Annotated in this window: 14 protein-coding genes; 7 read left to right on the top strand and 7 right to left on the bottom strand. The window is 45.3% G+C overall.

Annotated elements, in window-relative coordinates; genetic code table 11:
- Positions 1-382 precede the first annotated feature (382 nt).
- From ABDW33_RS01880 to ABDW33_RS01895, 4 genes are all read right to left on the bottom strand, one after another.
- Entirely contained in the window at positions 383-769 is a 387-nt protein-coding gene (locus ABDW33_RS01880) for a VOC family protein (RefSeq protein ID WP_343688374.1), read from the bottom strand.
- A gap of 81 nt (positions 770-850) precedes the next feature.
- A complete protein-coding gene (locus tag ABDW33_RS01885; RefSeq protein WP_343688375.1) occupies positions 851-2,491 on the bottom strand; it encodes a pyruvate dehydrogenase complex dihydrolipoamide acetyltransferase in 1,641 nt (546 codons plus the stop codon).
- An 88-nt stretch (positions 2,492-2,579) separates the two neighbouring features.
- Complete coding sequence (locus ABDW33_RS01890) at positions 2,580-4,478, bottom strand: DNA polymerase III subunit gamma/tau (RefSeq protein WP_343688376.1); 1,899 nt, start codon at positions 4,476-4,478, stop codon at positions 2,580-2,582.
- Between the two features lie 196 nt (positions 4,479-4,674).
- The gene (locus ABDW33_RS01895) at positions 4,675-6,789 is read right to left on the bottom strand and encodes a M48 family metalloprotease (RefSeq protein WP_343688377.1); all 2,115 of its coding nucleotides are present in this window, start codon (positions 6,787-6,789) and stop codon (positions 4,675-4,677) included.
- A gap of 251 nt (positions 6,790-7,040) precedes the next feature.
- Here ABDW33_RS01895 and ABDW33_RS01900 point away from each other — a divergent pair, with 251 nt between their 5' ends.
- On the top strand, positions 7,041-8,375 hold the full coding sequence (locus ABDW33_RS01900) for an ATP-binding protein (protein ID WP_343688378.1): 1,335 nt from the start codon (positions 7,041-7,043) through the stop codon (positions 8,373-8,375).
- Positions 8,376-8,517: 142 nt separating this feature from the next.
- On the opposite strand, the gene ABDW33_RS01905 is transcribed toward ABDW33_RS01900, so the two are convergent.
- A complete protein-coding gene (locus ABDW33_RS01905; protein WP_343688379.1) occupies positions 8,518-9,681 on the bottom strand; it encodes a hypothetical protein in 1,164 nt (387 codons plus the stop codon).
- Positions 9,682-10,480: 799 nt separating this feature from the next.
- Between ABDW33_RS01905 and ABDW33_RS01910 the strand changes: the two genes are divergently transcribed.
- Both ABDW33_RS01910 and ABDW33_RS01915 read left to right on the top strand, forming a co-directional pair.
- Positions 10,481-11,095, top strand: a complete 615-nt coding sequence (locus ABDW33_RS01910; RefSeq protein ID WP_343688380.1) for a hypothetical protein — start codon at positions 10,481-10,483, stop codon at positions 11,093-11,095.
- Between the two features lie 174 nt (positions 11,096-11,269).
- On the top strand, positions 11,270-11,782 hold the full coding sequence (locus ABDW33_RS01915; protein WP_343688381.1) for a GNAT family N-acetyltransferase: 513 nt from the start codon (positions 11,270-11,272) through the stop codon (positions 11,780-11,782).
- A 16-nt stretch (positions 11,783-11,798) separates the two neighbouring features.
- Here ABDW33_RS01915 and ABDW33_RS01920 read toward each other — a convergent pair whose 3' ends face one another.
- The gene (locus ABDW33_RS01920) at positions 11,799-13,421 is read right to left on the bottom strand and encodes a DUF6600 domain-containing protein (protein WP_343688382.1); all 1,623 of its coding nucleotides are present in this window, start codon (positions 13,419-13,421) and stop codon (positions 11,799-11,801) included.
- A 523-nt stretch (positions 13,422-13,944) separates the two neighbouring features.
- On the opposite strand from ABDW33_RS01920, the gene atpD reads away from it, so the two are divergent.
- A complete protein-coding gene (gene atpD / locus ABDW33_RS01925; protein WP_343688383.1) occupies positions 13,945-15,447 on the top strand; it encodes a F0F1 ATP synthase subunit beta in 1,503 nt (500 codons plus the stop codon).
- Between the two features lie 26 nt (positions 15,448-15,473).
- A complete protein-coding gene (gene atpC, locus ABDW33_RS01930; RefSeq protein ID WP_116853966.1) occupies positions 15,474-15,725 on the top strand; it encodes an ATP synthase F1 subunit epsilon in 252 nt (83 codons plus the stop codon).
- 644 nt (positions 15,726-16,369) lie between these two features.
- On the opposite strand, the gene ABDW33_RS01935 is transcribed toward atpC, so the two are convergent.
- Positions 16,370-16,924 carry a YqgE/AlgH family protein gene (locus ABDW33_RS01935; RefSeq protein ID WP_343688384.1) on the bottom strand — a complete coding sequence of 185 codons (555 nt, stop codon included), beginning with the start codon at positions 16,922-16,924 and terminating at the stop codon, positions 16,370-16,372.
- A gap of 460 nt (positions 16,925-17,384) precedes the next feature.
- Here ABDW33_RS01935 and ABDW33_RS01940 point away from each other — a divergent pair, with 460 nt between their 5' ends.
- Positions 17,385-18,740: a HAMP domain-containing sensor histidine kinase gene (locus ABDW33_RS01940; protein WP_343688385.1), complete on the top strand. Its 1,356-nt coding sequence runs from the start codon at positions 17,385-17,387 to the stop codon at positions 18,738-18,740.
- Positions 18,741-18,767: 27 nt separating this feature from the next.
- Positions 18,768-19,580 (top strand): HesA/MoeB/ThiF family protein, encoded by an 813-nt coding sequence (locus ABDW33_RS01945; RefSeq protein ID WP_343688386.1) that lies wholly within the window; start codon positions 18,768-18,770, stop codon positions 19,578-19,580.
- Positions 19,581-19,591 lie beyond the last annotated feature (11 nt).

Raw genomic sequence — 19,591 nt, forward strand, 5'->3', positions numbered from 1 at the left:
TATTGGAGGGAAGTTTTTGAGGTTGAGGAGATGTGTGGGGCATTAGGTGGAATTCGAGGAGTGGTAAAATGGGTGTTTATTGGATGGAAGTTTTTGAGTTTGAGGAGATGTGTGGGGCATTAGGAGGAATTCGAAGGAGTGGTAAAATGGGTGTTTATTGGAGGGAAGTTTTTAAGGTTGAGGAGATGTGTGGGGCATTAGGTGGAATTCGAAGGAAAAGAAATAGGGTGTTTATTGGATGGAAGTTTTTGAGTTTGAGGAGATGTGTGGTGAATTAGGTGGAATTCGAAGGAAAAGAAAGAGGGGGAATAAAGGGAGAAGGGTTTTGAGATGAAGGAAATACAGTGGACTTTGTGAACGGGGATCGTGTGCCACCCGGCTCTCAGCTACGGGAGTGAAGAGCGATGCGGTTACCGTCAATGTCATAAATAATGGCGAAGTACCCGGGCAGGGGTAGATCATCAATAGGGCGTTTATCCAGTTCAATCTTGCCTCCGGCAGCTTCGACGCGATCTAATATAGGGGTAAGGTCTTCACCGGCATTCAGATAAATTAATGCCCCACGCTGGCTGGGCAGGTATTCAAAACCTTGTACAAGGGCTCCGCCAGCGCCATTCGTATGGTCGAAGTGAAAGAAAGCCATTTTTTTGGTGCCTGAAATCTGTTCGGGAAGGTCATAGCCGAGAATGTGGCTATAGAATTTCTTTGCCCTGTCAAAGTCGTGTACAGGAATTTCGAACCAGTTTAATGCATTCCTTAAGGGTTCCATTGTGACTGGGTTTGACATAAATATAATAAAAAAAGGCGGCTTCCTGCAGGAAGCCGCCTCTTCAAAAACTATTTATATGGACTATACCAGCATTGTAACCGGGTTTTCCAGATAACCTTTCAGTGTTCCCAGGAACTTAGCACCTACAGAACCATCTACACTACGGTGATCGCAGCTCAGCGTCAGTTTCATGATATTAACAGCTTTAAACTGTCCTTTCTCAGATACAACTGTTTCTTTGATACCACCAACGGCCAGGATTGCTGAATCCGGAGGATTGATGATTGCTGTGAATTCATCGATACCCATCATACCCAGGTTAGAGATGGTGAAGGTATTACCGGTGAAGTCCTGTGGCTGGAGTTTCTTGTTCTTAGCCTTGTCGTACAGTCCCTTTGCATCAGCTGCGATCTGGCTCAGTGATTTCTGGTCAGCGAAGCGGATGACAGGAACGATCAGGCCATCTTCAATTGCTACTGCAGAACCGATGTGGATGTGGTGGTTCTGGCGGATGAAATCACCCATCCAGCTGCTGTTTACATCAGGATGTTGACGGAGTGCCAGGGCAGCTGCCTTGATCACCATATCATTGAAGGAGATCTTCACAGGAGAAACCTCGTTAATTGCTTTACGGGCTTCCATTGCCTTATCCATATTTACATCTACTTTCAGGTAGAAGTGAGGAGCGGAGAATTTGCTTTCGCTGAGGCGCTTAGCGATTACTTTGCGCATCTGTGTCAGCTGTACATCGGTGTAACCTTCCTGACCGGCCGGTGCAAATGCAGGTGCTGATTTTGCAGCAGCGGCAGGAGCAGCGGTAGCAGCAGGTGCAGCAGATGGAACGAAGCCGTCCACATCTTTCTTCACGATCCTGCCATTGTCGCCGGAACCGGTTACTTTATTGATGTCGATACCTTTTTCCTGTGCCAGTTTCTTAGCCAGCGGAGATGCTTTCACACGACCGTTGGTATCAGCAGCTGGTTCCGGAGTGGCGGCAGGAGCCGCATTTGCAGCAGGAGCTGCCGTTTGAGCAGCAGGAGCGGAAGTGGCAGCTGGTTTAGCACCACCCTGACCTTCTGCAGCCAGGATTGCGTCTACGTTAGTACCTTTTTTACCAACGATTGCGATGATACCATTTACTTTGGCTGCATCACCTTCTTTTACGCCTACATATAATAATTCACCGTCAGCGTAACCTATTACTTCCATGGTCGCCTTATCGGTTTCCACTTCAGCCAGTACGTCATCGCTCTTCACGGTGTCGCCTACTTTCTTATTCCAGGCTACGATCTTACCTTCTGTCATCGTATCGCTCAGGAGCGGCATACGGATCACAGTTGCATTTTTCAGAGCCTCTGCAGCAGCTGCATTATCAGCGGCTGGCGCAGGAGCAGCAGCCGGAGCTGGTGCCTCAGCTGCAGGTTGTGCAGGTGCGGCAGCCGGAGCTGGAGCAGCACCACCGAGTAAAGACTGGAAGTCTTCACCTGGTTTACCAACGATAGCTATAACTTCATTTACTTTAGCAGCCTTTCCCTTCTCTACACCTATATATAATAACGTACCCTCTACATATCCCATCACTTCCATGGTGGCCTTATCAGTTTCCACCTCAGCAATTACATCGTCTGCTTTTACGGTATCGCCTACCTTTTTATGCCATTCCGCGATCACCCCTTCTGTCATCGTGTCACTCAAAAGGGGCATTCTGATAACTTCTGCCATAGTATTTTTCCAAATTTTGCTCAAACCTACAAAAGAATTGCGAATTGTGAAAGTCGTAATCTTGATCTTTCGCTGATTCTAAACAGTATTAAAAATCGAGTTCTAAGTTTAGTTTGTCTTTCAACTCTTTCACGAGTGGATATTTTTCTACCATCTTAGCAAATTTCTCACGGCTGGATAGCGGCGCAGGGCCAATATCCGCTGTTTGTTGCGACTCGTCGAGATGTAATGTCAGCACCAACCCATTGTTCCGGAATTTGTCTTTGAAGAATTGGGAGATGGACAATTTTTCTTCTTCCATGAAGCGGAATTGCACAATATTTCTGCTGGTTATTCCGATCTCTTCCGGTCCTATCATGGAGATAACGGCCAGTTGTAAGTTACTTACGACTGTCATTTTGTTAGCCTGCCGGAAACGATCGATAAATTCATCCCAGTATACAGAAAGTGCGCCGAGGGTCATCGGGATGCTTTCCTGCTTTGTTTCAGCTGTCTGCTGTGCAGCAAAAGCCTGTTTCATCGCTGCCAGACCTGTTAGTTTGGGTACGCTGGCGGCTGGTTTGGCGGTGGTGTGTGTAGCTGACGTGTGCACGGATCCGGTTTGCACAGCTGCTGTCTGACCGGCCCCCTGGTATGTGTATGCTGGCTGGGAAGATGTATGAGCCCCCGTCTGTACTGGTTGTGTAGCTGTAGCTGTTTGTGGTACAGGCGGTTTATTTTCTATAGTAAGTTTAGGTTCATTGGCGGCGATAGAGGCACTGGTGGCTGGTTGACCTGCTTTAACCGGCGTGGCCTGCGCAATCGGTGCCCTGAGCTTTTGCGGGGCGGAACCGTCAGCTACCAGTTTTTTTTTTACTACCTCCCCGGTTTGGTCATCGCTGACTAGGTTCACCGCCTGTTGCAGGAAACAGAGTTTGATCAATGCCATTTCCACATGCAGGCGTTTGTTACGCGCCATGCGGTAGTTAATTTCCGTTTCGTTGAGGAGGTGAAGTGCGGTGATGAGGTAAGAAGGACTCAGTTTGCCAGACAGCTGGCGATATCGATCTTTCAGGTTACCACTTACTTCCACCAGGTGGAGGACTTTGTCTTCCTTGCACAACAGGAGGTTGCGGAGGAATTCTGCCCAGCCATTCAGGAAATTGTCACCTTCAAAGCCTTTTTGCAGAATTTCATCAAAGATCAGGAGTGCAGCAGCTACGTCCTGTTGCAGTACGCCATCCATGATTTTGAAGAAGTAATCGTAGTCCAGGATGTTCAGGTGCTCCAGGGTATTCTGGTAGGTAAGTTTGCCGCCGGTAAAGGAGACGATTTTATCCAGGGTACTGAGCGAGTCACGCATACAGCCATCGGTCTTTTGCGCTACGAGGTGCAGGGCATCGCTTTCGGCCTGTATGTGTTCTTTCTGACAGATCTCCTGTAAGTGATCCACGGTATCCTGGATGGTGATGCGTTTGAAATCGAAGATCTGGCATCGGCTCAGGATGGTGGGAAGGATCTTATGTTTTTCGGTGGTGGCCAGGATGAATATGGCATAGGAGGGTGGTTCTTCCAGCGTTTTCAGGAATGCGTTGAACGCGGAGGAACTGAGCATGTGTACCTCATCTATGATATAGATTTTATATTTACCTGCTTGAGGAGCAAAGCGTACCTGCTCAACGAGGGTACGGATGTCGTCTACTGAGTTGTTCGATGCAGCATCCAGTTCGTGGATGTTGAAAGAGGAACCTTCATTGAAGGAAACGCAGGAGTGACATTGATTGCAGGCCTCCCCATCGGGTTGGAGATTTTCGCAGTTGATAGTTTTTGCCAGGATACGGGCACAGGTGGTTTTACCCACACCGCGGGGGCCGCAGAACAAAAAGGCATGCGCTAACTGGTTATTGCGGATGGCATTTTTGAGTGTGATGGTAATGTGGGATTGTCCTACTACTGTAGAAAAATTCTGTGGTCTGTATTTACGGGCAGAAACGATAAAATTCTCCATATTCAAAGGCTATTCACAAAGGCCGAAAGTACAGAAAATTCAGGAGAAATCGCGACGTGGAGGAATGGAGCGGATATGAGGGCATTTTGTTGAGTGGGAAAGGGGACATTTTTGAAATGGCCATTGGCGTAAGGACGAGGTATGCTAATTTAGCCGGCGCTTCATTGGTGGGTTGGTTTTGTTATGGGGAAGTGTGCTACAACACGGCTTCCAGCCACGCCTTTTTCATCAATATGATACTATTATTATATTGTTCCATCACCGTCGTGCTAATCTCATGTAAATTCGTGATCTCTTCCATAACCGGCTCATTCCCATTTACATAACTGTAATTGTATCGTAGGAAGTGGTTTATTTTTTCCTGTAGAGCGTCTGTCCAGCCGTCTGTCGTCTCCGGCAGCTGTTTCATACGAAGTAATAACTTCCTGAGCAATGTTCCTTCATCTGCCAGGCTATCAAAATAAGGTTGTGCAGTGGCCATGGTCAAGCCCTGTTCACTGAACAGGATACTGATTGAATGAAGGATACGGGCAACTATATCGTTCAGCTGCCTGCAAATTCCCTGGTGTTCCAGCAATTTAAAATATTGTTCCAGCAGTTCCTTTGCACAGGCGGGATCTTTCTGAAAGGCAACGGTGTAGTGGTAATGAATTGCCAGCGTATCATGTGCCTGCAACCACTCGGATTCTTTCCGGATACTCGTTTGCAACTTTGCCCGCACATGACCTGCGGCGTTGGCGGGATATTGCCTGCCCTCAAATTCAAAATACCTTGTTTTAATCTGGCCTAACTGGATAGCATGCAGTGTTTCCGCATCCTGGATATCCCTGAAATACGCCCGCAACCGTTGTACATTATCTTCTGCATACAGTGTGGAAATGGAGAGTGTCGCCATCTGTTCATTTGTCAATGGGATCATGTTGCTATCGGGCAGGACGGGAAACGGACGATTATCGTAGTAATCATTGAAGACAGCCGGCATGGAGTAATCTTTGATCCGGGTGGCTGTATCTGCAATGAAGTGTTCTACGGGATAAGGCACATATTGACTTGATGGCTGTATAAAAGGTTGGCTCAGCAATGCAGACATTCGCTCCTGCAATTCTTCTGCGTGTTCAAAAAGCTGCCATGCACTTTCCGGGCGAACTGTTTTACTGATATTGGCTGCTATATATCGTTCTTCTCTTTCCTGCCTGGAAGGATGTGTGGCCCATTGATCGGGAAGTTGTACCCGGCTTGACAGGAATGAGCTGAAATAGCTGTTTGTAACCAGCGGCAACTGGTGTGCATCGAGGGCTATTTCGTGCTGAGTGGCATACAGGCGGATAAGTGACCGGTGTACTTCATAAATATTACCAAAGCGGCGTTGCTGTCGCGCCATTTCAGGGAGTTGTAGCAAACAATGCTCATAAAAGAATCCACTTATTTCCAACCTGCGCATGGCGGAGATAGCGGCATCAGTACCTGCTACTTTCAATGCTACTTCATCTGCATGAAACTCCATCTCTCGTCTGAGCGCCATATATTGCCGGTTCACCATGCTGTACATGAGCCGGAGTGCCTTTTGGATATCATTGACTATGCGAAGATTGATACGTGCCAGCAGTGCAAAAACGATCCATCTGCCAGAGATCCAGTTCATGGTTTTATGCCAGCTCTGATTTTCGTAGAGCATGTTGTAGATCATCCTGTTTACAGTATATACATAGCTGGCCAGTTTCATACTCCGCTGTGAGAAATGTCCGAATTCATGTGCAATGGCCATGGTAAATTCACTTACGTTGAGACTATTGACCAGGCCCAGACCAATCTCCAGGTTTTTGCCCACAGGCCAGAACATATTCATAAAACGAACGGGATAGATGACTGCTGCATTGACACCGGGAGCGAGGTAAACTTTTTTAGGGAACCGGGTTTTGGTAGCTCGTGCAATTTGCTGCAGGCATTCAAAAAGTATGGGTTGTTCCTTGCGTGTAATGGGAATACGCAGGGACAGATCCTGTTGCTGACGGGTGAAAAGAAACTTGATCAGGAATAATACCTGCATGATACCCATGAAAATTATTCCTAATCCTGCGATGATCAGCAAGACAGAAAAGATGGTGATGGGGTAAAGTGGTGCGAACATGATAAGGCTGACTCCCGCCCAGAGGAAGATGGCGGCGAGAATGCCTGCATATATAAGCAGTAGACCATAGGTAACAAAGAACAGCAGGATACTTCCCATCATTTTGAGGACCTGCAATCTGAATGACCCTTTTGGTTGGACGGATGTGTACTTTTCGGGACCTGCCGAAAAAAAGCTGGACATAGTTACAAGCAAGTTAGCATCGTGATCGCTGAATAAATATAAGTTATTTTGAGACGTAGCGAGTGAGGTAAGCAGGAATTTATACGGGGCCTGCGATAGTAAAGGGATATCCTGTTTTTCTTTCACCATTCGCAGATGGCCATGGAATTGGACAGAATTAAATAAATCATTAACTTAATAGTAGCAAAAGCACAACAGAAAGGATCATAATTATCGCATAGGAAGCAATTATCTTAATATTTTAAATTCTTATGATGTCGCGGATGGTCGCAGGCAGGTTGACCTCTTACATTGTGCCCCTTCTGGTGCAATTACCCGATAGCATCTTTGTCGTTAGTGCTGCACTTCTATTCATCTTACCAGCAATAGGTGCTATTGTCATGAACTATCGCCTGCGGATGCAATTAAACAAAACCAGGGCTTCCCTGGCGGAATCTATAGAAGGTAAGCTGGATATGATTATCAACTTCAACCGGGAAGTACGTACGCCACTGAATGCCCTTGTTGGCATGAGTGAGCAATTAACTCATACTTCACTGGATAGAGAACAGCAGGAACTGGTGCATGCTATAGAAAATGCCGCCAATATGTTACAGCGTATTATGACGAATGCCCAGGAAGTGTATAAGCTGGAAAAAGGGGAGGTACAGTTAGTGGCCAGTGCTTTTGAGATCTATCCCACCTTTCATGCTATCACAGAAAAGAAACGAAAAGTAGCTTTTGAAAAAGGTTTGTTCCTTGATGCCTTCTATGAAGGCGATCAACACCTGCGTGTATTGGGTGATGAACTTCGCCTGCAACAGGTGATACAGCAATTGGTTGATAATGCCATCCGATATACCCGACAAGGCGGCATTCAGGTAATACTACGTGTGTCGAAAGCGAATGAAAACAAAGCCCTGATCTACCTGGAAGTAAAGGATACCGGTATCGGTATTCCTGCAGATATGATGCCTCACTTATTCAGTTATTATGATTTTGCACGCCCTCCGCAAATGGCAGCTGTGAGTGGAGCGGGGCTGGGGTTGAACATTGTTCAAAAGATCCTGCAGCTGCATGGTACAAATTTAAAAGTAGAGAGTACGCCAGAAAAAGGAAGCAGTTTTGCTTTTGAAATAACCTATCCGCTTGCAGATCCCAATACGCTGGTCATTACGCGCAGGGAGATAGAAGATATGACGGAAAGGAGCATGGAGGGCCGGCATATACTGATAGCAGACGATCAGGAAATGAATCTCGTACTGCTTTCCCACATCCTGAGCCGGTGGAAATGTAGTTTCGATAAGGCTGCAGATGGCATTACGGCTTATGCATTATTTGCGCAGCATAGCTATGATATGGTTTTGCTTGATATACAGATGCCGGGTATGTCAGGGTTGGAAGTCGTGACAAAGATCCGGGAGGATCCTGATGAACAGAAGGCAAAGGTACCTGTGCTGGCCATTACCTCGGATATTACGATGGCGGAAAATAACAGGTACCGGGAATTAGGATTTGATGACTGTATGCTGAAGCCTTTTAAGGAAAGGGATATTTACAACACTATTATCAGGCATCTGCCTCCTGCGGGTGTAAATGTCTTATGAACAATGGTTGTCTCAAAAGCAACCTGGTAACAGTCAGGAGGTAGGTAAGGCACACCGATGAACGCCCTTTGTCCGGGTATTGGCGTACTGGTACCTGCATAAGACCAGTTGGAAAGTGCATTTGAGACAACCATTTTTATGATTACGTCAACATTGGATGGCGTTTGAATTCTTTGGTTCTGTCGAACAGGTAGCGATAGGTTGTTAATCGGCGGGTGATGGTTGTACCTAAGCTTTCTGCCATATTGATCATCTTAGGGTTAAAATCGCCAATCCACTGCATCTCATATTTTTCATATTGCAGCTTATGCTGGATGATGGCGCCACCTTCCAGGATCATGTAAGCATCTGCGCCTTTGCCCTGGAACTCTGGTACGATACCAAATAATATACCTGTGAATGTTTTGGTACCACGGGTCCATTTCAGCCAGAGCAATTTGAGCATTTGCAAGGGGCCGAATTTACCATTCATGTGTTTAAAGTACTCGTTCAGCGAAGGTAAGTTCAACCAGGCACCGATCGGCTCATTGTTGTGATAAATGAACCACACGATCTTTTCATCCATCACTGGTTTCATTTGCTTAAAGAGTTTCATGGCCTGCTGGAACCCCATTTCTTTATTTCCTCCGTGCCCTGCCCAGGCTTTATTATACACATGCACAAAGTCTTTCACATACTTTTCCATCTGGTTCTTTTTCAGATGGCTGGAGGAGAATGCGGGATCCGCTGCCATGGCAGCATGGCGGGTATAGAACTTTTCCTGCACCCTGTCTCTTACATTCAGACCATAGCAATGCTGGTGGAAGAATGGCCGGAAGCCATAGTTTTCCATCAGGTCTTTATAGTAAGGCGGGTTGAAGTTCATGCCATATAAAGGTTCATGGAAGCCTTCGACCACCAATCCCCACCAGTTGTTTCTTTCACCGAAGTTGATAGGGCCATCCATGGCCTGCATACCTCTTTCTTTTAACCAGTCGCGGGCATGGTCAAAAAGGAAGTTAGCCGCCTGCTGGTCGTTGATCACATCGAAAAATCCGATGCCGCCAGTGGGTTGCTCATCTCCTTTGTTCGTATATTTTTTATTGACAAATACAGCTATGCGGCCTATCAGTTTGCCATTGTCGTCTTTCAGTAGCCAGCGGACAACCTCTCCATGACGGAATGCCTTGTTCTTTTCCGGATCAAACACCGCATTGATATCCTTATCCAGCGGGCGAACCCATCCGGGAACGTCTTTATTCAGCAGCACGTGAACTTCTAAGAATTGCTTTGCTGTATGTTTATCATTTACAGTGACCAGTTCCATAGGGAAAATTTAGAGGTGCAAAAATAACGATTGCTGCATATATATTGGCAGCGAAGAATTGCCTGGTTAAACATTTATTTTTCAACGGTTTACTGCTTTTTGGGGTGGGTGGTACGCGTCTTAGCGTCTCAGGTGTATGTATTCGTCTACGTCCGGATGTGGGGAATGGCTGTTTTTGCTTTTGGGCTGTCAGCACCGGGGGAGTAGTAACGTAAGTTAAGAAAGGCGATTTTCCTGGTGTAGTCGACTGTGCGGCTGGAACGGGAAGACTGCAATATGCACGCTGGATGATTTGAACAAACGTAGTTGCTTTAAAGTGCACCCAACTGTACATCCTTGTGATGAAAGGTTCGCAGTTAAATCAGCGCTAAATGAAACCGAGGGATAGATATGGTTGCAGGAGATATTCATATGCAGGAAGGTGGTTACACTGGCATGTGGGGTTTTTATCAGGTTGGGATAATGATCGGTGGCTAATAAACCGATCATAAGTAATATCAGTGATGTGTATATGAAAAGTAGTGTAGGTAATGGAAGTATCAGATAAAAACAGGTAAGTCCGGCGAAGCAGGGAACAGGATTGTATAGCTGTAGGTACCGGAAAGTGCCGGAAGCAGCATCTTTAAGAGAGAAGATTACATATGCGTTCAGCGTGTGTGTGGACCATTATGAAGGATTTAAAAAGGTGAAGTAGTAGTGATTGAGGTATAGGAAATATTTCGGGAAGAGGGGTGCCTGTATTCTTTATTTTGAGCAGGGGGTGGATCATACTGGCATCATTTTTTCTGATAAGTCCGTTATGAAAAAGAATACAGGATATATAGTTATCATCATATTTCTCGGCATATTTCTCGTGATTAGTTTTACCCGTCAGCAAAAGCGGGTGAAGCAGGTATTGGCTGAGAACGAGCGGTTGTTTAATGAGAACCGCCATTTAAAGCAGGCGTTGGATCTGAGTAGTAGTACGGCGCAGCAGATTGCTGACAGGGCGGAGGTGCGGCAGCGGGAAAATGTGCAGCAGGGGCAGTTTGTGGATCCGCGTATTTATTACAGGAAGAACTGGAAGCAGTTCATTGCCGTGACGAATAGTGATTATAAAACCGGTTTCCTGGGCGGAATTAAGAACCTGGATGTGATTGTAAAGAACCAGACAGAGTTTGTTGTGGATAATGTGGTGGTGTCTGTGGAGTATCAGAAAGGGAATGGAGATGTGTTCAAAACAGAGCAGTATACAATTGCGGATATAGGCGCAAAGGGTACGAAGTCTGTGCGGGCGGCTGATAGCCGGAAGGGGCAAAAGGTGGTTATTAAGTTAATAAGTGTGACCAGTCAGTCGATGAATTTCTGCTGGTCTGTAAATAAAGCGGCGGATCCAGGAAACCCCGATCCGTTTAAGTGTACGCCTGATAAGTGAGTGTACGCTTTTAATTTTCCAGACGTGCACGAGCACCTGGAGGTTCGTTCATCTGACCGAAGATAAAGGTCGCCTGAGAAGCTTTCAGTTTCTCTTTATCTACTATTGATTGCTAAAAATACCCTGTCTTCCTCTTTACAGACGTACCCCGGATAACTTATTATCTTTGGGGGTATGTTAACATTTCTACCAAAGCAAATCATTTCACCAGAAGTTATTGTATTGTATGAGGCGGCTTTTCCGGAAGAGGAGCGGCGGCCTTTGCCTGCTCAGCAGCGATTGCTGGAGGAGGGGGCATTGCAGTTGCTGGAGGTGATGGAGGCGGGGAGATTTGCAGGTTTTGTGTTTTGCTGGGCATTGACAGATTTCACGTTTATAGAGCATTTTGCGATTGATCCTGCGATGCGGGGAAGGGGAACAGGCACAAAGGTCATCACCATGTTATTCGAGCGATATGGACGGCTGGTGCTTGAAACAGAGTTGCCGTATACGGTGAATGCGCAACGGCGTATTCGTTTTTATGAAGCGCTGGGATTCGGTGCATTTTCCACACCGTATTTACAACCTCCTTACAGGGAGGGTGGAATGCCATTAGCATTGATCTTAATGCAAAAAGGTATGTCCCTGGAGGAACATACCTTTACAAAAGTCAGCGATGAAATATATCGGGAGGTTTATGGTCTCTGATAATTTGACTGCAATATTACCTGTCATTTCTGCCACGGGGGGCGGTACGTGAAGGTTGTGATTGCTGTTGCTGTTGTACTCTTTGTTGTTGCTGCATTTGCTGCTGCTGGGCACGTTGCTGTGCTTCCTGTTGAGCTCTTTGCTGCTGCATTTGTTGTTGCTGTATCCTTTGCTGTTGTTCCTGTTGAGCTCTTTGCTGTTGTTCCTGCTGTGCTCTTTGCTGCTGCTGTTGCTGTTGGATTCTTTGTTGTTGTTCCTGCTGGGCTCTTTGTTGCTGTTGCATTTGTTGTTGCTGAGCTCTTTGCTGTTGTTCCTGTTGTTGTTGCTGAATCCTTTGTTGCTGTTGCATCTGCTGCTGTTGAACACGTTGCTGATCCTGCTGTTGCTGACGTGCACGTTCCTGCTGTTGCTGCTGCATTTGCTGCTGCTGTTGGATACGTTGCTGGTCATTTACCGGCGTGCGCGCACCGGGATTGGGCGAAGACGTTGGAGACGTGGTACGATCAGGCCTGTAAGAATTGTTATCCCTGTCAAAGCTCCTGTCAAAATTGCGAGTGTTGTTCCGATCATTGTTAATGTTGTTTGTGTTATTGTTATTGTTTCTATTGTCGGTCCTTCCAGGGATGTTGTTATTATTATCTCTGTTGGGGACATTATTGTTATTATCCCGGTTAGGGAAGTTGTTATTATTGTTATTATCTCTGTTAGGGAAGTTATTATTATTTCTACCATCTACCCGGCCAGGGACATAGTTATTGTTGTTATTGTTACGACCATCGCCTCTGTCGGGGAAGTTATTATTGGTCCTGTTATTATTGTTTGGATTATCGGGTCTGTCAAAGTTGTTCCTGGTATTACCATTACCGCTGGAGAAGGTTCTGTTCTGCTGTCCCTGACGTAAATCGTTAGGGTTAGGGCGGTAAACGCGTACCTGGTTATTAGTGATAGAGCCGCGGCCGGGGCGATCACTGTTTTCAATGCGCATTGGGCGGATATCGGTTCTTGTATAGCGTTCTACATCTCTGGTAGCCGGGCCGCGGTAGTAGGTACGGTTATTAATAATAGTGGTATTATTAATAATGGTGGTACGGTTGAATACTTCTACCCGGGTGGTACGTGGTACGTAGTAACGGCTTACATAGGTGCTGGTGATGTATTGGCAGGGTACGAATGACCAGTAGGTAACCGGAATATTCATGCTCATGCCGATGGTCATACCAGGGCCTAAAGGAGCCCATCCATAGTAATCATTACTATTTCTCCAGCTTACCCATGCTGGTCCCCATTCATAACCGGGGATCCAGATCCATCCATAGTAGTCGTCGAAAGTCCAGCGACCGTAGTGGAAGGGAGCCCAACCCCAGTCGTAATTAGACATCCAGGTCCATCCGTAGTCGGTGTATACCCAGTGACCATTAGAAGCATAAGGTTGGAAGTCGGGTCCGGCGTTTGGAATCCAGCAGTCGCCGTAGCCCTGATAGTTTACCCAGCGGCCATAAGGGCTGAGGGCGTCGTAGAATCCACCTACAGAAACCTGTACATCCTGTGGAGGGCGGGCGGCCACACAGGACATGCCTGGGAGTGCAGCAAAAGAGGCTGCTATAGTTATTGCGGAAATATATCGTTTGATGTTTTTCATATATGTAATCTTTTGGCGGCTGATTACTCTAGAGAATAGGTTTTAGTTCTACAGCGGTAAAGTAATCAATTGAATTTAAATAGTTTATGAGTGTGTAGTGTATAACAGTTGATCAAGTGTTATTGCTGGCTTTGGCTGGCCTGCTGCATTCATATAGGATGTTTGCGGTGTCAGATGTTAGCTTGATTATATAAAGTCAAATCCTGTGCCGGATTATCTAAATGCTGAGCTGTGGCGGGTTTGGTTGGTTCTGGAGGGCTTAAATTTAGCAAAACCCTAACATTTGTATGATATTTTATGTGGATAAGAATGATGACAATCATGCATGACAAATGGCTGGGGACTGTTAATTTTACACCCGATAATGCATATTAATTATGTCTAACATAATTAGCGCAAAGCCACGTATTAAGGGAATTTCACGGGAATATCCACGGTATTTTGAATTTCCCCTATTAACAGTTACCTTTGCGGCAAAATTAACAAACCGCTCATTTTAAGCATTTATAAACCTCTTAAAAATATGCCTAACACAGGTAAGATCAAGCAAATTATCGGTCCCGTGGTGGACGTCCACTTCGACGGGAAGCTGCCCGAAATCTACAACGCATTGGAAATTACCCGCGAAAATGGTCAGAAGGTAGTGCTGGAAGTTCAGCAGCACCTTGGCGAAGATAGCGTTCGTTGCGTTGCAATGGACTCTACAGATGGTTTCGTTAGGGGAATGGTAGTAACCGACAAGGGTACTCCTATTAAAATGCCGGTGGGCGATGGTATCAAGGGTCGCTTGTTCAACGTGGTAGGTGAGGCTATTGACGGTCTGGGTGATATTGATACTTCTAATGGTTATCCTATTCACCGTAAGCCTCCTCGTTTCGAGGATCTGGCTACAGATACAGAAGTATTATATACAGGTATCAAAGTAATTGACCTGATCGAGCCATATGCGAAAGGTGGTAAGATTGGTTTGTTCGGTGGTGCTGGTGTGGGTAAAACAGTATTGATCCAGGAGTTGATCAACAATATCGCGAAAGGTTATGAAGGTTTGTCTGTGTTTGCAGGTGTGGGTGAGCGTACCCGTGAAGGTAATGACCTGATGCGTGAAATGATCGAAGCTGGTATCGTAAAATATGGTGAGAAATTCCAGGAGTCCATGGAACATGGTGGTTGGGATCTGGCAGCTGTAGATAAAGAGAAACTGAAAGCTTCTCAGGCGACCTTTATCTTCGGTCAGATGAACGAACCTCCAGGTGCTCGTGCTCGTGTGGCACTGTCTGGTCTGACGATTGCAGAATATTTCCGTGATGGAGATGGTACTGCAGGTGGTGGTAAGGATATCCTGTTCTTCGTTGATAACATTTTCCGTTTTACACAGGCAGGTTCTGAGGTATCCGCGCTGTTAGGTCGTATGCCTTCTGCGGTAGGTTATCAGCCTACATTGGCTACAGAAATGGGTCTGATGCAGGAGCGTATTACTTCAACCAAGAATGGTTCCATTACATCTGTACAGGCGGTTTACGTACCTGCGGATGACCTGACTGACCCTGCTCCGGCTACAACCTTTGCCCACCTGGATGCTACTACGGTATTGGATCGTAAGATCTCTGACCTTGGTATCTATCCTGCGGTGAGCCCACTGGATTCTACATCCCGTATCCTTTCTCCTGCTATCGTAGGTGAAGCACATTACAACTGTGCACAGCGTGTGAAGATGATTCTGCAACGTTATAAAGAACTGCAGGATATCATTGCGATCCTTGGTATGGATGAACTGAGCGACGAAGATAAACTCACAGTAAGCCGTGCGCGTCGTGTACAGCGTTTCCTGTCTCAGCCTTTCCACGTAGCAGAGCAGTTCACTGGTCTGAAAGGTGTACTGGTTCCGATCGAAGAAACTATCAAAGGTTTCAACATGATCATGGATGGTGAAGTAGATGAGTATCCTGAAGCAGCGTTCAACCTGGTAGGTAACATCGAAGCAGCTATCGAGAAAGGTAAGAAACTGCTGGAAGCAGCTAAGAACTAATTCATTTAACACCCTTAACTTTTAATATGTTATTAGAAGTATTAACACCTGAAAGAAAACTGTACTCCGGCGAAGTGTATGGTGTACAGTTGCCAGGCATAGACGGCTCTTTTGAAGTGCTGAATAATCATGCGCCGTTGATCGCAGCATTGGGCAAGGGCAGAATGAAGGTGCTGAAAGATAAGTCACAGAATGAATTCTATAACATAGAAGGAGGTTTTGTGGAAGTATTAAGGAATAAAGCGACTGTGCTTGTAGAAGGTGCATCAGCGATATAACTGAAATAGCGAAGAGCTATAAATGAAATAGGCCGGGTAGGATTACCCGGCCTTCGTTTTGTCCTAACTATTCCAATCTAATTAATAATTACCCTGTTTAAGGAGCGCAGTAAGATTACTGGCCAGGGCGTCTTACAATCAGGACCCACGCCGCGCAGGATACAAGTATCCCACAGCCGCAATTGGGCCTGTTCCTATGAAAATGAATATCTTATATTGATGTAATGATTTTTTAATTGTATAACTGTCACATTTATCACAAACCCCTGACCGGAAATAGAGGGTAAGTGATTTATATTTTAGTTGTTTCAATTATCGTCCAGGAAGGCATACGTAACGTTTGTATCGGTTGTCCTTCATAGGTGTTTATGCTTCGGTTTAGTTCACTTTTTCCAATCATAATACTGATAAACAGGGTAACCAACAATAGATTGCTCTGACTACATTACTATTTTGCGTAAGCAAGATATTTGATTTTTTTTAAATATCCTCGTGTTGAGTGGTTGGTAACGGATACTAAAATCCAGCCAACAACGTTAGTCGTTGGAACTGAGTCTTTAGTCATATAAAATATTTTTAATCTTTTTTTTCCACAATGCGGGATTTACTGCTGGTCTATGGCATACGGTGCAGTATATACGCTACTAATTCAGGAGTGGGTCTATAGGGAAATTAGCCATGATGGCAAAGTTGCTGCCAAGGTTCTTCAAAGCCTGTTTCCATACATTTTCATCTTTCTCATCAAAGATGAGGCCTTTGTTACCCTCTGAGAGGATCCAGCTTTTTTCATTTAATTCATTTTCAAGCTGTCCACTACTCCAGCCGGCATAACCAATAAAGAAACGAATCTTGTTAGCATCAATTTTACCGGCATTGATCATGTGGACTACCTTGTCGAATTCACCACCCCAGTATACCCCTTTTTGAATTTCAAAGCCGCCTTTAATAAGTTCCGGTTGTTGATGAATGAAGTGGATGGTATCTATCTGAACCGGACCGCCGTAATAGACAGGAATGTTGGGAATCAATATATCTGGAATGAGGTCGTTGAGACACTGATCAAAACGCTTGTTAAGAACAAAGCCGAAACTTCCTTTATTGGCTTGGTGCTCACAGAGTAATACTACGGTGCGGGCAAAGTTTGGATCTTTCAGGAACGGGTCAGCAATAAGCAATATACCAGGCGACAATGATACCATACACATTCAGTTTTATCACTTATCCAAATTTAACTAATTGAATGCAAGTATCGTAGGAGACAACGTATTTTTTTATGGCCGGTAGCACCAACAATAAAAAAATAAAGGAGGCTAGAAAGCCTCCTTACCATTTTATCAACCAAAATCTAAATCGCTTTATGGAACGAATCCATGTCGATGTATGTAGAAAAATTAAAATTGCTTGTTTGTTAAACTGTTACATCAAATTTAGTACCAGTTTGATAAAGCAAAGGTACGTAAAGAATGATAATTACAAACGTCTTTGTGCAGTTAAAATTACGTTAAAGTGATATTTATTTGCTTAGTCCACGCTGGTAAAAGGTTTTAGCGTATTAATTTTATATTAACGTTGCTATAGCAATTATCCAGTTTTAACAAAATATGCGCTGGAACGCTCATTGAATGTGAGTATATTGTGCGCTTTACGACTCATCCTATAATGGTACCACTGAAGAAAGTCTTTCCCATCATTGTGGTGTTAATTACACTATCCTTGCTGGGCCTCATTTACATCCAGTTTAGCTGGATCCATAACGCCTCTATCGTACGCAGAGAGCAGATTGAAGAACGCGCTATCAACGTACTCGATAGGGTGCGGGAAGAGATGCTTGCACGCACCGGCCCTGCTATTCGCCTGAAAATGAATAATACCGTGGTCAGACCTACCGAACGAGGCCTGACGATCGATAAATTCAATTCCCTCGATCTCAACATCGGGGTCAGCGACCGTTTCACCACCTCAGAGGTGCGAAATCTTCTCATCAGCGGTATGAGACGGGAAGGGCTTGATACAACCTTCGAATTTGCCATTGTGGGCAAAGGGAATTTTGGCGAAAGCAGTATTAAAATGCAGTCTAACGGCTTCCCGAATATGGCCACGGCTGTTGCCCGTGATAGTGTCAATTATCTCGTGAAATACATGCCGCTACTGGGGAGTTATGAATACATGACTGACAATACAGAAACCATGGTGGTACTGCAACCACGCAACAACATGTCTTTCCTGCTATCTCTCGGAAAAATGGTTGCCGGCGGTATTCTTTTCACTGCTGTGATCATCACTGCATTTGCGCTCACCATTCGCACCATGCTGAACCAGAAGAAGATCTCCGAGATCAAATCTGACTTCATCAATAACATGACGCATGAGCTGAAAACGCCTCTGGCCACCATTTCGCTGGCCATTGATGCGATCGGCAATGAAAAGGTCATGGACAATAAAGAAAAGATCCGCTACTTCTCAGGTATTATCAAAGAAGAGAATAAGCGCATGAATAAGCAGGTAGAAAGCATCCTGCAATCTGCGTTGTTAGAAAAGAATGAAATAGGATTAAAACTACAAGCTACCGATGTGCATGAAGTAATCACGCATACGGTTGAAAACATACAGTTGCAGCTGGCTTCCAAAAACGGACATGTAGAACTGCGGCTGGATGCGATCAATCCTATAATCAAGGCGGATGATGTGCATTTCAGTAACGTTATTTTCAACCTGCTGGACAATGCGATCAAGTATTCTAAAGAGAACCTCGAAGTGATCATCTCTACTTACAGCACCCGTAAAAGCCTTGTCATTACTATTTCAGATAATGGCATAGGGATGAGTCGTGATACGATTTCACGTATCTTTGAAAAATTCTATCGTGCGCATACCGGCAATGTACACAATGTAAAAGGCTTCGGCCTGGGTCTCAGCTATGTAAAAGCCATCATCGATGCGCACAAGGGGAAAATCAAAGTAGAAAGCGCTGTGGGCAAGGGTAGCAAGTTCACACTTGAATTCCCACAGGACTAAATCATTATTTTAAAAGGGGTTGTTCAAATGGCATTAACTGAAAAAGAACTAGCGCATTTTAAATATCCTATAGCCGTTCCTGGTATGGGCACTGCTATGCAGGAAAAACTGAAGGAAAGCCGTATCCTCGTGGTAGGTGCCGGCGGTTTAGGTAGCCCGGTTATCCAGTACCTGAGTGCGAGTGGCGTAGGTGTAATTGGTATTGCTGATTATGGTGTGATACAGGATGAAGATATGCATCGTCAGCCTATCTATCAAATGCAGGACCTGCGCAAACACAAGGCAAAGATGGCTGCAAGCCGTTTGTGGTCCAGCAACCCGTTTACCAAGCATTATCCGCTCCTGTTGCAGGTAAAGCCTGATAATATCAATCAGTTACTCGAAGGGATGGATCTTGTCATTGATTGTTCTCAACATATGCCTACTCACCTGGTGGTGAATGATGCCTGTGTGGCAAAAGGAAAACCTTTTGTGATCGGTGAGGTACATAACTGGGTGTCCTGGTGGGCCGGGTTTAACATTGCACCGTCTACTGGTGATGCAGCAGCTTCCTATCGTTGTAATATCAACCTGATTGATGAATACACCAATTTTGATGCAGGTGCTATCGGCGTGACGCATGGTGCTACCGGTATGCTGATTGTGAACGAGGTATTGAAATACCTGGCTGGTGTACCTGATGGCCTGGCGAATAAACTGTATAGTATGGATTATCTCCATAACGTATATCAAACTCATACACTCAACCCGGATGCCGGTATACTGGCAACTACCAGGGCCAATGGGCTGCTCACTGCAGAAGCTTATGGACTGGAAATAGTACCGGATATAGAAGACTAAAAAGAACGCAC

Origin of the sequence: Chitinophaga sp., from assembly GCF_039596155.1 — a bacterium.
GTDB lineage: Bacteria > Bacteroidota > Bacteroidia > Chitinophagales > Chitinophagaceae > Chitinophaga.